This window comes from Chitinivibrionales bacterium, assembly GCA_014728215.1.
In the GTDB taxonomy this organism is placed as follows: domain Bacteria; phylum Fibrobacterota; class Chitinivibrionia; order Chitinivibrionales; family WJKA01; genus WJKA01.
In genome coordinates this window covers 30,573-44,610 of sequence record WJLZ01000019.1, presented here as the reverse complement: position 1 = coordinate 44,610, position 14,038 = coordinate 30,573, and the positions used below count along the sequence as shown (strand labels likewise).

Annotated in this window: 13 protein-coding genes; 7 read left to right on the top strand and 6 right to left on the bottom strand. The window is 44.1% G+C overall.

Features of this window, described 5'->3' with window-relative positions:
- The 6 genes from GF401_01520 to rpsT form a co-directional block, all read right to left on the bottom strand.
- A partial coding sequence (locus GF401_01520) for a hypothetical protein (GenBank protein ID MBD3343723.1) occupies positions 1 to 622 on the bottom strand: 622 nt, incomplete at its 3' end.
- The gene (locus GF401_01515) at positions 615 to 2,138 is read right to left on the bottom strand and encodes a hypothetical protein (protein MBD3343722.1); all 1,524 of its coding nucleotides are present in this window, start codon (positions 2,136 to 2,138) and stop codon (positions 615 to 617) included. The genes GF401_01515 and GF401_01520, both read right to left, overlap by 8 nt.
- Positions 2,139 to 2,285: 147 nt before the next feature.
- Positions 2,286 to 3,365, bottom strand: a complete 1,080-nt coding sequence (locus tag GF401_01510) for a DUF4388 domain-containing protein (protein ID MBD3343721.1) — start codon at positions 3,363 to 3,365, stop codon at positions 2,286 to 2,288.
- A 4-nt stretch (positions 3,366 to 3,369) separates the two neighbouring features.
- On the bottom strand, positions 3,370 to 5,361 hold the full coding sequence (locus tag GF401_01505; protein ID MBD3343720.1) for a hypothetical protein: 1,992 nt from the start codon (positions 5,359 to 5,361) through the stop codon (positions 3,370 to 3,372).
- A gap of 468 nt (positions 5,362 to 5,829) precedes the next feature.
- On the bottom strand, positions 5,830 to 7,080 hold the full coding sequence (lysA, locus tag GF401_01500; protein ID MBD3343719.1) for a diaminopimelate decarboxylase: 1,251 nt from the start codon (positions 7,078 to 7,080) through the stop codon (positions 5,830 to 5,832).
- A gap of 64 nt (positions 7,081 to 7,144) precedes the next feature.
- Positions 7,145 to 7,402 (bottom strand): 30S ribosomal protein S20, encoded by a 258-nt coding sequence (gene rpsT / locus GF401_01495; GenBank protein MBD3343718.1) that lies wholly within the window; start codon positions 7,400 to 7,402, stop codon positions 7,145 to 7,147.
- Between the two features lie 90 nt (positions 7,403 to 7,492).
- Between rpsT and GF401_01490 the strand changes: the two genes are divergently transcribed.
- The 7 genes from GF401_01490 (at position 7,493) to GF401_01460 (ending at position 14,027) form a co-directional block, all read left to right on the top strand.
- Complete coding sequence (locus tag GF401_01490; GenBank protein ID MBD3343717.1) at positions 7,493 to 8,578, top strand: PHP domain-containing protein; 1,086 nt, start codon at positions 7,493 to 7,495, stop codon at positions 8,576 to 8,578.
- A 138-nt stretch (positions 8,579 to 8,716) separates the two neighbouring features.
- Positions 8,717 to 9,742: a hypothetical protein gene (locus GF401_01485; protein ID MBD3343716.1), complete on the top strand. Its 1,026-nt coding sequence runs from the start codon at positions 8,717 to 8,719 to the stop codon at positions 9,740 to 9,742.
- Positions 9,601 to 10,743, top strand: coding sequence for a hypothetical protein (locus tag GF401_01480; protein MBD3343715.1), 1,143 nt, complete (start codon positions 9,601 to 9,603; stop codon positions 10,741 to 10,743). The genes GF401_01485 and GF401_01480 overlap by 142 nt, the downstream gene beginning before the upstream one ends.
- Complete coding sequence (locus GF401_01475; protein MBD3343714.1) at positions 10,736 to 11,749, top strand: hypothetical protein; 1,014 nt, start codon at positions 10,736 to 10,738, stop codon at positions 11,747 to 11,749. The genes GF401_01480 and GF401_01475 overlap by 8 nt, the downstream gene beginning before the upstream one ends.
- Positions 11,736 to 11,912: a ferredoxin gene (locus tag GF401_01470; GenBank protein ID MBD3343713.1), complete on the top strand. Its 177-nt coding sequence runs from the start codon at positions 11,736 to 11,738 to the stop codon at positions 11,910 to 11,912. The genes GF401_01475 and GF401_01470 overlap by 14 nt, the downstream gene beginning before the upstream one ends.
- Positions 11,913 to 11,965: 53 nt before the next feature.
- Entirely contained in the window at positions 11,966 to 13,135 is a 1,170-nt protein-coding gene (locus GF401_01465; GenBank protein ID MBD3343712.1) for a geranylgeranyl reductase family protein, read from the top strand.
- Between the two features lie 7 nt (positions 13,136 to 13,142).
- A complete protein-coding gene (locus tag GF401_01460; protein MBD3343711.1) occupies positions 13,143 to 14,027 on the top strand; it encodes an HDOD domain-containing protein in 885 nt (294 codons plus the stop codon).
- Positions 14,028 to 14,038: the final 11 nt, after the last annotated feature.

The following is a 14,038-nucleotide window of genomic DNA, read 5'->3' as shown; positions in this document are numbered from 1 at the left end:
GAGGTGGAGCCGGTTGAGGTGGAGCCTTTTCTTCTTCATCAAAAGGCACCGGCTGAGGGTTGAGAACAATTCTTTTTGGGGAAGTAACTTCCTCCGAGTTTTCTTGAGAATCGGTGTCAGTTTCCATGGCATCGAGAAATGATTCAAAACTATCGTGTATTACCTCATGTTCCAGACTCATTTCTTCGTCTGAAAGGTTCGGCAGGGAGGCCGAATCTGCATTGCCGCTTATTATTATCAGGTACTCACGAAGTTTTTTGCCGTAACGATTAGCGTAATAGTTAACTTTCTCAAGACTGCTGTGGTTGTCGAAAATTGAAGCGAGATAACGATCGTTATCAATTACCGTTATATGAATATGTTTGCTTTTTCCTTTATGAAACATAGTACTGAACTGAGATTCGCCAATAAGGTTGGCTATGGTTACCGTCGCAGCAAAGCTACCGGTTATCAATGCCGCCACCGACATGGTATCGATGGTCTTGGTAGAGCCCTGACATGTAAGAAGCTGTCCCTCTTTATTGGTAAGAAATGCGCAAACAACCTGTGAATCTTTGATAAATTGGATTAGAATATTATTAAGCTTCTCCAGGTCTTCCTGATATAGAATTAAATCATTCATCAGGATCTTTTCTTCCAAAGAGTTTTGAGAAGAGGGTGCCCTTTGGTCCTTTTTCTCGAGGATTTGTCGGTTTTTTACTTTTCTTTCGCGGACGCTCGGTATTTACTGATGTGAAATACATCGGCGTATCATCATCACTTCTGTTCGGCGCCTGCGGTTTTGGATTGGAAGACAGGTTCGGGGGCACAGATTTGTCCTGCGATGATTGAGCATCATAGACATCATAGTCGTTTTCGTTGTTTTGAGGGTTGTATGTCTCAAAATCGCCGCTATCAGCCTGAGGTTGCTGAGGTTGTGGTGTCTGCTGAGGCTGAGATTGAGTAAATGCCTGTGAAGGGTCCTCAAAAGCTAAAGGAGATGACTGCGTTCCGGGAGTATTTTGCTGCGGAGGCTGAGCGGTGCCTTGCTGTTTTTGTTCTATCTCTCTCTGATATCGTTCTATTTCGAGATCCAGTTCAGTTTTCTCTTCTTTATTTGGAGCTGGAGGAGGAGTATTCATCGCCAGCCGATTCTGCTGTCCGGACATTGATTCAAGATCGAACGTATTCTGATCGGCGGGAGGAGACCCTGGAAAAGATGTCTGAGGTTTTTGGGGTTGTTGTGAATCGGGTGCATAGCTGTTGGGTTCCCGGCTGTTTTGCTGGTCGGGGCCGGATGATGCAAAAGGTGATTCAAATTCCAATGGCGGTGGCGTTTTCGGCTGTTGTGGACGATTACCTTGAGACTGATTATAATTTCCGCCGCTTACAAAGGGATCGTTTGCAGGAGGAGACCACCGACGAGTTGGTTGTTGTGGCTGTTGTGGTGGTGGCGGAGGAGGGGGGGCCTGAAAGTTCTGCCGCGTCTGCTGTGGCTGCACCGGAGGTGGTGTTGAAGGCCTGGGGCGAGGCGGAACCTGGCTACCGGGTCGGGATGCCGTCCCCGGCCGGGAATACTTCTTATTGAGCTGATCAATTACAATTTTACCGATTTTTTTAAGGGATTCGAATACACCGCTACTCTTGACCGCTACCGCTTCGTTCCATGGATAATTTGCCGTGTTCATTGCTTGCTGCAACTGTTCAATCGGCAAAGCATCAGGTAAATCACGTTTGTTGTATTGAATAATTATCGGAATGTTCTCTTTTTGATAGCCGTACTCAGCAAGGTTGTCGAGAAGGTTCTGAAAACTTTCAATGTTTTCGTCTGTTTTTTTCGACGAGGAATCTGCAACAAAAACGATACCGTCAACACCCCTGAGAACAAGTTTCCGGGTGGCATTATAATAAACCTGACCGGGAACGGTATAGAGCTGGAACTTTGTCGAAAATCCCTTTATTTTACCCAGATCCAAGGGAAGAAAATCGAAAAACAGGGTGCGGTCGGTTTCGGTAGCCAGTGAGACCATGTTGCTTTTATTATCGACGGGTATTCGTTGGTGAATTACTTGAAGATTGGTAGTTTTTCCGGATAATCCGGGGCCATAATATACTACCTTTACACTGATTTCTTTCGCGGCATAATTAATTGACGCCATGGAATGATTCCTTTTTTATGAAAATGGAAAATTCATACTTGTTGCAGATAAGAATGCCCTATCAACAAAATAGTTCTTACTCGGAATACATGCAAGACATGGATATATAACTATTATATATTGTAACAACTTGTATATCAAATTTCATTACAGAATTTCAGGAAATGATATATTGGCTTTTCTGAGTGTTTTTAGTGTCTCATTTTTTACATATCCCTGCTGCTCCAACTCGTTGAGTCTTTGGGGCGGTTCGCCTTTTTGTGCGGCAAATTGTACTGCAGCTATTTTCGTCCGTTTCCTGGCTTGCTCCACCTCTTGCCTGATTTCAATAAGCCGGGCTTTTACTGTTTTTTCGGCAAAGAGCACTTTCGGTAAAAGTAAAAAACCGCATAAAAAAAGCAGAATAAAAACTACGCTGGCTATAAGTACCGCTACCGTGGTCTGTGATGTCTGTTGAGCATTACGGGTACGGTTATGCTCTTGTTTCATGAATGCCCGCACTTTTTCGGCCGATACCTGCACGATTTTGCCATTCTGTAAGGCGAGAAACAGAATTTCATAAATGCGGTAGGTAGAAAAAAACGTCCCGCTTCCCAGATCTCCCGTCGAGGTGGTTCCGTCCAGATGAGACAGAACATAGCTTTCCGGGTCCGTAATGGGGGAATTGTCGGGATTTATGGCTGTAGCGCCTTTTTCGGTAGGAACAAACACCGATCCGGGATGAATTACCTCTTTCATTCGCTGCCATTCATCGAGACGTCGCATGGCCTCCATTGTAATGGCATCGGGTGAAAAGGCGATGTTTCCAATACAGTACTCCTCGGGTCGTTTTATGGGTACGAATTGATAGTTGCCTTTTTGCCATGTAAAGAGGCTGCAGGCAAGATCCTCGAGGGTTATCTGAGCAAGAGTATAGAGTTCTTCTTCCGATATGTATTGAATTCTAATGAGAACATCACATAATATTCGCGTATTGCTTTTGCAGTAGTTGATAAACTCGGTGATCTTTTTTTGAGGATAACCTTTATGATATAGCAGATAATTAACCAGTATCGAAATCATGTTTTCGCTGGAAGTACCGGCATCTATTATAGTTCCATTGTAAAAAATAACGAAACCTTCACGGCCCCCATCACTAAGCAGCAGTCTGCCACTTTTTCGCTGTTGTCCGATAAGCTGAAATATATCGGGAAGAGCGAATTCTTTCAGACTTCCACTGAGTGCCATAATGTCATCCTTTTTTCAATTCTTTGGTATAAACTGTCAGTATTCGAGCAATCGAAATGATATGATAACCTATTGGAATAATCATGAGAATTGCTGCAAAATTATGCATTACATATTCGGGGTAGTTAAAATCTGAGGTGAAAAACCATATATACGAAGCATAGGTCAGCGACGTAAACAGTATCCGGAAAATATCTGCAATGTGTAATTTTGTCGAATGGTAGAGCGAACCAAATCCGGGGAAGATGATATTAAGAATCAGGGCAATTATTAAATCAGTACGGCGGCGTTTGATAAGGATCGATGATTGCATGTGATTAAGCAACGCCGGGTCGGTGATGTCAGTCATTTCTTCGGAGCAATGAGTGCATACACCTTTTCGTAAACATCGTCTGCACACCGGAACTCCACAGAGCTTGCAGGAGTATATTTTCGGTGTCCCAAGTTTATAGCCGATGATCAGGAGTACAATAAATAAAATGGATGTTATTATCATATAGGTGCGGGGGCTAAACCCTAAAAACTTCATGCCCCATCGGACCTCTGTGGTATTCCAGTTTCCGCTGTAGCGGGGCCAGACCGTTGTCCAGAAGTATTTGTAGCCATAGTCGGGCTGAAGGAAATGTCGGATTTTGGGCCAGTTGCCGGAAAAATAATCATCGTTTTTCTTTACAAAAGAACTTATTTTGTGGCGGTTCCTTTCTCCTGCCTGTTCGATAAGGTCGATCCCTTCAATAATTTTCATTTCCCCGAAATAATAGAGGCAGGGATTGAAAAAACTTGCTTCAAGTTCGGGAAAACGATTGAGGCAGGTAGAGTAGAAATGATTGGCCTTATCAAGGTTATCGGTATAATAGGCTATGTTGCCGGCGGTCAACAATGCTACAGGATCGTTGGGTTTAAATTCTAATGCTTTGCGAATATGGTAGTCGGCTGCGGAAAGGTCTTCTTCCTTGATTGCATAAATGGATGCGCTGGTATGAGCAAGATAATCATCGGGGTTTTTCTTGATATGGTTCGTTATTGCAAAGTCAAGTGCCGGGTAATAGCCTTCATCGCATGCCTTCCTGAAAAGACTGAGGGTGTTTGTCGAATAGGTCGGTTGTATAAACATGTCGTGAATTCTGGTTTTAAAGGGCAGAAAAATGAGTACGCCAAGACAGATACCGGCAATAATCTTGTCGCGATTTGTATAATATCGCCATGCAAGCAGGGCATTAAACCAGAGAAAGGGCACAATACCGAAAGATGCAAAGCCGGAAAATATGAGAAGACTATAAAATTGTTTCAGTCGAGGAGGGACTTGGGGTGGGAAACGTTCGGAAAATGAATGTAGAGCATGGCTGATATATTTGAATGTGATTGCAAAAAACAGCGCCAAGATAAAAATCAGAATCCCTTCGGAGAACCACGCAAACAAATGCTCGATTAAAGCAAGCTGGGTGGTCCAGGAATTCCTCAAGGTTCGAAAAAACAAGAGAAATCCGGAAGAGATTTCGCCGGATTTCAATGGTAGTCCTTTGAGAATGCTGCGCACGCCGTTCCATGCAAAATGTTTGTCGAAGTTCGCAGCCCAGGCGTAACAGGCGCTGTCCGACAGCACGAAATCAGTCTCTTTCCCGGAATGAACATAGGAAAGCAAGGATTGTGAAATGAGCGGCGCCGATTGAGCACCCTGCGTAATGAAGATTTTTTCGAGTTGATGAAGACTGCTCGTTGCCCATTTGGCTATACCGAACCGGTTAAATTCTACGAAAAGAAGCCAGGTCTTTCCTGGATGTGAGGCCGCAAGATCCAGTGCCTTTTGAAAATAGCTGTCGGCGTAACCATTAAGGCTGTCGGATTTATTACCAGCCCTGGCACCGGGTATTAATACAAGACCTGAGAAAAAGCTGAACCAGGGATTATTATATTCCTGAAATTTTAAAAGCTTTTTTCCGAGAGCGATCCTGTCTTTTTGACTCCCTAATCCGTAGTGCTCATCAGGCCTTTTCAATTTCAATCTTCGGCAGTAATTATCCCGCTCAATACAAGCATCTTTTATATCCTCTTCCCAGAATATCGGGAGTATTTCAAAAGCCGATAGCGGAATAAAAGAGATGATCAGGAAAAAAAATACGCACCGGAAAGCATTGTGTATTCCTGGTTTCGAGACATAGTTATTCATGCTGTATTAAGAGTTCTCCTTTGGAGAATGCACGCACTGCTCCGGCATTCTAAGATATTGCAAATGAACACTATACATTAAAAGTATACTATATTCAGCATCTGTTCTTCCATAACTATACAATTATAATCATAAATTGAAAAGGGATATTTGCGCGCATACAGACGAACATACAGGTAAGTCGGCGAATAGAATGAAAGGGGATAAAAAGCAGAGGGAAGGCGTAGCTAATCTCATTGCAGCCGGAGATATGCCTGATATGCAGGTTTATGTTTGCACTACAGATTTTTTCCGTAGTTATTTTTCGAGCTGTTCGCCTCTGACAAGATCTTCGTAAGTTTCACGAAGGCGGATAAGTCGGGATGAATCGTTTTTCACAAGGATTTCACATGCCCGGGGACGGGAGTTGTAATTCGATGCCATTGTAAAGCAATAGGCGCCCGAACTCAATACAGCGAGAATGTCACCTTCCTGTGCGGCCTGGAGTTCACGATCTTTGCCGAGATAATCAGCCGATTCACAAATCGGTCCGACAACATCAACTGTACGCATTGTCGTTTCATCGACGGATTTGACAGGAGATATTTTGTGGGATGCCCCATAAAACGGTGGGCGTATATTGTCACTCATTCCGGCATCACAAATATAAAATGTCTTGCCGTAGGACTCCTTTATGTAAACAATTTTGGTCAAAAGTACTCCCGAATTACCCATAATATACCGTCCGGGTTCGACGATCAAACGGCATCCGAGTTTTTCGAGGTAAGGACGAACTAATTCGGCGAATTGAATCGGAGTAAAGGGCTTTTCATCAGTATAGGTAATACCGAATCCACCGCCGATATCGAGGGTTTCGATAGCAATACCGTTGTCTCGTAACCGTGTAATAAGACCCGAAAGTACTTCCAGACCCTGGCGATAAGGGTCCAGGGTGAGAATTGGTGATCCAAGGTGAACATCAATACCAACAGGTCGGATATTTGGAAGTTCTTTGGCTCGGGCATATAATCGCTCTGCATCGTTGAATGGTACACCAAACTTGTTGCCCTTTTTGGCTGTAGTGGTAAAATGATGTGTGCGGGCATCAACATCCGGATTAATCCGAAAGGCAATCGGGGCAATTTTACCGAGTTTTTCTGCGACAGCTGAGAGTGTATTCAGTTCAGCCTCAGATTCGACATTGAACATCCGTATTGAGCTTTTAAGCGCATATTCCATCTCTTGAACCGTCTTGCCAACACCTGAATAGACGATGTTTTCCGGAGATATGCCTGCTTTCAATGCTCGATATAACTCACCTCCGGAAACAATATCGGCGCCGACCCCTCGTTGGGCCATAAGCTGTAAAATGCTCAGGTTGGAATTTGATTTTACCGAAAAACAGATTTGAGAATCGAAGCTTTCCAGTGCTCCCTGGAGCATTTCAATTTTAGTGCAGATCGCTGCTGAGCTGTAAATAAACGATGGAGTGCCGTATTCTTCTGCAAGCCTTGAAAGTGGAATGTTTTCGCACAAGAACTCATTATTTTCCCAATGGAAATTATTCATTTCTCAAACCTGTTAATGTAAAATGAAGATGACTGGACAGGAAGTGTGATTATTTTATAGAAAACTACTTTGCAAGACTTTTTACATGCCTGTAAAGCTTTGCTTTTTTATTTGCTGCATTGTTCTTATGAATAATATTCTTTTTCACGCTTTTGTCGAGCACTGAAATCGCTTTTTGCAATGCCGGAGCAGCGGTTTCGTTGTCGTTGGAGGTTAATACATTACGGAGGGCGGTCCGCATTGTGGAACGGGCCATTCTGTTTCTCAGGTTGGCTTTCTTTGCTGTGCGCATTCTTTTCTCACATGATTTATGCTGGGGCATTCATGCACTCCTTTATTATTGGAATAAATTTTAATATTTTATATATATGGCAGATTCAAAACTTCTTAAGATAATATATAATGATTAATAATGTCAAACACTAAAATAAACAAGCCGATAAATACTTTTCAGGAAATCTGTGGAGCGCTCCATCTGCATACTCAATTCTCAGACGGCGGTGTCGATATACCCGAACTGATTTCAGCAGCTCAGGAGGTCGGACTTGATTATCTTGTCGTAACCGACCATATGTCGCTTCAAGCGAAAAATGAGGGATTTGAGGGATTTAATGACGGTGTCTCTCTTGTGGTAGGGTATGAACATCAGGACATCCACAATCGGAATCATTACCTTGTGATCGGTTCGGATACCATTGCAGCGGAAAAGGAGAATGTTCAGGGGTATATTGATGAGATAAAACGGTCAGGGGGGATCGGATTTATCGCTCATCCTGCAGAAAAACGCCATTATTTCCAGGGATTACCATCATATCCCTGGACCGAATGGTCGGCTGGTGGGTATGACGGCATCGAGATTTGGAACCAAATGTCCGATTGGGTTGAACATTTAAAGAACTGGCAAAGCTTTATTCGCATACTGTTTCCGCGCCGATTGATGGCCGATGTTCCTGTAGAATTGCTAAAGAAGTGGGATGAATTGAATCGGAGCCGCTTTGTTGCTGCGGTGGGCGGGGTTGATGCGCACACGCGACGATACGGTCTGGGATTGGTACATCTGACCATATTCCCGGTAAAAGTTGAATTGAAAGGAATACGAACCCACTTATATCTCAACCGGCCCTATCCGGCACGGAATGATGATACCACAAAGAAGATGATTATCGGCGCCCTCAAAAACGGGCACTCATATGTAAGTAATTATCGACGGGGTGATGCCCGGGGAAGCCGGTTCTTTGTGCATTATGATGATGGCTCCTTTTATTGTCCCGGTATCCAACCGGAAATACCGGGACGGCCGGTGTCGTTTGAAGCAAGCGTACCCGAAAAGGCCGAAATAAGATTACTGAGAAATGGAGAGGTTTGTGCTTTTCATAAGGGCCGTAGGGCAAATTTTCCTGTTTCCGAAAAAGGTGTGTATCGCATTGAGGTCAGGAAGAAAAATTATGCCTGGATATATACAAATCCTTTTCCGCTCTGCACATATCCCGTTCCCTGACAATTTAAGATGTTTTTGCTTGTAATCGTATGGATTAAGAGCAAGTTATGAATGAAATCCTGCTCATGGTATTCAAGTTTCTTGGTCGAATAGGAGGCAGAGTTTATATTATACAAAATGAGCTGTTGATGGGAAAGGATCCGTTTATTGAAAGCAGTTTTTGCTAAACTTCTCGATTGTTTTTTCCTGCTACGAATTCCCTTACTTGCACCTGTATGGACAATACTGATTCTGGGGTGGATTACCGGAAATGAGCATGCCCATCTTGGTGGGATTTTTTCCGGTAACGGTTCTCTTCTTTATTCAGAAGCCCGACTCTGGCTGGCCCTTTTCGGATTTTCACTCGTTGTTGCCTGGATATATGTGGTTAATCAGATTGCAGATATCGAAAGTGACAGAATCAATAAAAAACTGTTTATTCTTCCCTACGGATTAGTGTCAGTCCGAACCGCGTGGGTCCTGGCCGCTGTTTGCGCGCTGACCGGTTTGTTTGTGTCCTTTTATTTTGATCTGATAATGTTTCTGTTATTTGCCGCCGGCCTCGTACTCGGCTATTTATACGATCTCCCGCCGGCAAGCCTGAAAAACAGGGCATGGGGAGGGACGATAGCGTGCTTTTTGGGACATGGTGTGTTGACCTATCTTGTTGGATGGTATGCCGCGCAATACGATCAGAATCTTGTTGTAAAGATTCCATCCATACCACCCATTAATTCTAACCTCTGGATACAAGGGCTTTTAGCGTCCTTTTCCGCCGGTTTTGCGAATGCGGCAATCTTTGTCACCACTACTATCCCCGATGCATCGGGAGATAAAGCCACCGGTAAAAAAACATTTTGTGTTGCCTATGGAGAAAAAAAGACCGCAATTGCCGCAACTGTTTTCTGTGCTCTTGCCCTTGTCTTTTGTTTCTTTCTACAGTATAATCCATGGGTAATGATTGTTCCTGCGGTAGTAAGTCTGGTGTTGTTTATATATCTCATTGTTTCCACCAACAGAAGCATGGCTTTCAAGGCCTTTAAATGGCCGGTATTTTTATTGTCGGCTTTTGTGGTATTTTATATTCCGTTATACGGAGCTCTTATTGTTGTAACATTCTTTGGAAGCAAGCTTTATTACCATCTCAGGATGGGTATCAACTATCCTACATTCAAGGCACAATAGCACTCCTCCGAACAGATGATCATATGAATTTCGGGGTAAAACTTATCGATGCGCTCTTTATCACCCGACCGGTAGTCCTGGTCACCGTATGGGGATTTTCGGTTCTGGGGTATTGTCGATGCTTTTTTTATTATCGCTCTGTACCATTATCATCCTTGTGGCAGTCGGCACATTTCAGCAGCTTTTTCTGGATGATTGTCTTTTCCTTTTCGGTGGCTGCGGTATTTGTTTTCAATCAGATTGCAGATTATGAAGTCGACAGGGAGAATGACGGTTTTCCACTCTTAATTAATACCGGTTTTTCAAAACAGGACGCATTCCTTATTGCATCGGTTTTCTGGGGACTATCGATAGCGATTATTTTTTTCTGGGGAGACCCCCGCCTGGTCTACTTTTCCCTTCTCGCAGGCATTCTCGGAATAGTGTACAGTTTTCGCCCTTTTTATTTTTCAGGAAGACCTCTGGCCGATTTTCTCAGCAATGCCCTCGGATATGGCGTTGTCGCCTTTGGGGTGGGGTGGATACTTGCTTTGCCGAATAATCAGTTAGTCTTCGAGGACTACCTCATTAATTGCTTTCCCTATTTTCTCCTTATGTGTTCGGGTTCCATAAGCTCGACACTTTCGGATATCCCGGGCGATAAAGAATGTGGAAAAATCACAACGGCGGTATACCTTGGAGACCATAGAGCACATCTTTTAGCAACACTTTTGCTTGCAGGAGCAGGAGTCTCGGCATTTTTTGTGAAGGATCTGTTTGTTCTTATTATTACTGCAATCAGTTTGCCTCTTTCCATTTATTATTTTTTTGTAAAGACTCGGGCGGTTACGGAAGCTACCTATAAAGTCAACGGTGGGCTTATGATGGCCGCTGCCGGAGTACTCTTCCCTGTCTTTGGTTTGAGTGGTATTACGATTTTTATTGCTACCAGGCTGTATTTTTCTATTCGACATAAAGTACGGTATCCATCACTGCTACCCGCGGATTCGATCAATGAATAAATTTTTGATACTCCTGCTGCTCGGAATAACACTGAGCTACGGATTCACCCTTCCGGAATCGAAAAAGAAGTGCGCCAACACCGTTATCGAGAAACTGATAGCCTGCCGGTTCAAAAAGGCTTTTGCCCAGATCGATTCTATGTCAAACCATGCTCCCGATGACCCTCTGGGTCCTTTTTTGCATATGTACGGTATCGGTCTACAGGACCTCGATCTTGATCGCCGGACCGATTCTGCCGGATTTTTGCAATCTTACAATAAAACGTTGAAGTTGATTTCGGAAATGGAGCAGAAAAAGGATACAACCTCATACAGTAAAACTCTACGCGGCTTTACCAAAGCAACCTATTCTGCCTACTGCCTTCGTAATAAAGAATACGGAGCGGGTGTCCATGTTGGGCTGGAAGCGATTCGAGACCTTAAAGAAGCCAAAGAAATGGATCCGGATAACAGTGACGCCGATCTTTACCTGGGACTTTACGACTATGCCAAAGGTGAATTACGAAAACAGTTATGGTGGGTGTTGTTCTGGTTCCCGGGATCAAAGGAAGAGGGTATTAAACAACTTGAGAATGCAAGTGATAATTCTCAGATATCTTCATTAGGAGCCGATCTTGTCCTGGTGGATATTTATATAACCGAAAAAATGTATGGCAAGAGCTGGAAACTGATACGATCACTTGAGACTAACTATCCCACCAGCAGATATATCCTCTGGAGCAAGGCGAAATATTTTCATATGCAGGAGCAATACAGCAAAGCTGCACAGGTTTATCGGCGGTTATGCGAATTATACAGTTCGATTCCTAATGCAGGACGGAGTGTGTTATCGGGAAAAAGCAAACAGGCGCATATGCTTTTTCTCGACAAAAAGTACGACGAATCGATGCAGGTGTGCAGAGAAATTCTTAAGGAAGCAGACTCGTGGGATGATCCCCGGGTGCAGGAAATAAGAAAGGACGCCGAAAAATTGATCCGGGATATCAAAAAAAATGATAAAAGTTAAAAAAAATGTTTGTGATGTCTGTGGTACATGTATCAGGATATGTCCTGAAGACGCCTTGCTGATCATCGGAGAGCTTTCGTGTGATGAAACCAGGTGCACTTCCTGCGGAAGGTGTGTAAAAATATGTCCGTTGGGAGCATTGAGTTGCGAAAAGCCGGAGTAATGCTTTTGGTTTAAGACTGTGGGGCGGAATTTTTCACAGGATGTTTATAAAATATGAAAAAATATGATATACTTGTTGTTGGGGCGGGGCCGGCCGGTTCGATGGCGGCCAGGGCTGCTGCCGAAGGCGGGCGTTCTGTTTGCATTCTCGAGCGCAAATCCCGGGTTGGAATTCCGGTTCGATGTGGTGAAGGCATAGGTATGAAAGGCTTTTCCCGCCATTTGGAGCTTCGCCGGGAATGGGTTAAAGCGACAATCAAATCGTTCCGAATGATATCACCCGCCGGATATCGGGTAGATTTTAAAAATTTTCATAAGAATGTTGACAAAAGCTTTGTCGTCGATAGAGAATTAATGGATGCCGATCTTGCGAAAGATGCTGTAAAAGCCGGGGCCGAATTGCACTGTAATACGCCGGTGGTATCAATTGAAAGACACGCAAGCGGTATGTACGAATGTATTACGCCCGAAGAACGGTATACAGGATGGTGTGTTATTCTGGCTGAAGGTATAGAATCCCGGCTGGCACGGAAGTTTGGATGGCGCACTTCGTTATCATTCGAAGACATCGAAAGTTGTGCATTTACCCGTATCTATGATTCGAAAATCGATTCGGATACCATGGAATTGTATTTAGGGAGTCATGTTGCACCCGGCGGATATGCCTGGATCTTTCCCCGTGGGGATGGGAGTGCAAATGCCGGTCTGGGAGTTTTAGGCACTTTGAGCGGTCCGGGAAAGGCAGAGAAATACTTGAAAAAGTTCATAGCGGAAAAGTTTCCCGGGGCCCGAAAGGATATAATTCATTGTGGAGGTGTTCCGGTAGGGAGATGGATAAGGCCATTATATCGTGACGGAGTAATGATCGTTGGTGATGCCGCATCCCAGGTCAATGCTCTGAGTGGCGGCGGTATCGCTTATGCTCTTCATGCTGGAACATTGGCCGGCAGGGCAGCCGCCCGGGCCTTTAAAAAGGACCGCTTTGATGCCCGCGGCTTAAAAGAATACCATAAACAATGGGCGCGGTTTTTCGGCAAATACCAGGATCGTTCCTATGCAGTGAAAAAAATGGTAATTGATTGCTACGATGATAAATTTTTTGATAAGACCGCTCTTTCACTTATGAAAGAAGATCCCGAACGACTCAATACAATCCGGTTTGCACTCAAAGCCTTTGCCGGGCACCCGATTGTGTTGCTCAAGTCTCTATTGTTATTCAGGTAGGAAGATTATGCAGGGAATATTGCAGCGTATCAGTAAAATCGAGGAACTCCCGACCCTTCCCAGAATATTATTTCAGGTGCAGTCGATCGTTGATTCTGATGAAGGTGATGCCAAACGGCTGGGACGTGTTATTGAACAGGATCCATCATTAACAGCCAAAGTACTCAAGGTTGCGAATTCGGCGTTTTTCAGTTCACCATCCCACAGAATTTCATCAATCCCCCTGGCCGTCACCCGTATCGGTTTTAACGAAGTACGAAATCTTGCCATGGCGGTAAGTCTGATCCGGGAATTTTCTCCCCAGTCAAATGATCTTGATTATAAAAAATTCTGGCACCATTCGGTTGCTGCCGGGTACCTTGCGCAGGTAATTGCCGATCATGCTCAAGTGGTGATGCCGCAGGATGAACGGTACCGATGTTTTTTGGCCGGATTGCTCCACGATATCGGTATTTTAATTTTCGATCAATTTTTTCATTCCGAATTTCTTCAGATTATCCGGTATAGTGAGATGTCTTCCTGCTCTTTTCTCGAAGCCGAACGGGTAGTCGCCCGGAAAGATGCCCATCCCTTTGTTGGAGGGACGTTGCTTGAATTGTGGAAAATGGATAGTATTGTCATTTCCGGTGTCCGTTTTCACCATGATCCCGGTAAGGCGGCTCAGGCCCAGCAGAATATTGCTTCGGTTATTTTCCTGGCCGAGTATATTCTTTGCAGCAAAGAAAAGGACCCTTTCGAAGGAACCGTTACCGATGGCTTTTCTGAATGTGTGAACAACCTTGGTATTACGGAAGATTTATGGGGACAGCTTCTGAATAAAGCCGAGACTGAAATGGAAAAAAGTTATGAAATTATTCATGATGAATCATCGGGCCTGCTCAGGCCGGTATAAAAAACGCACTG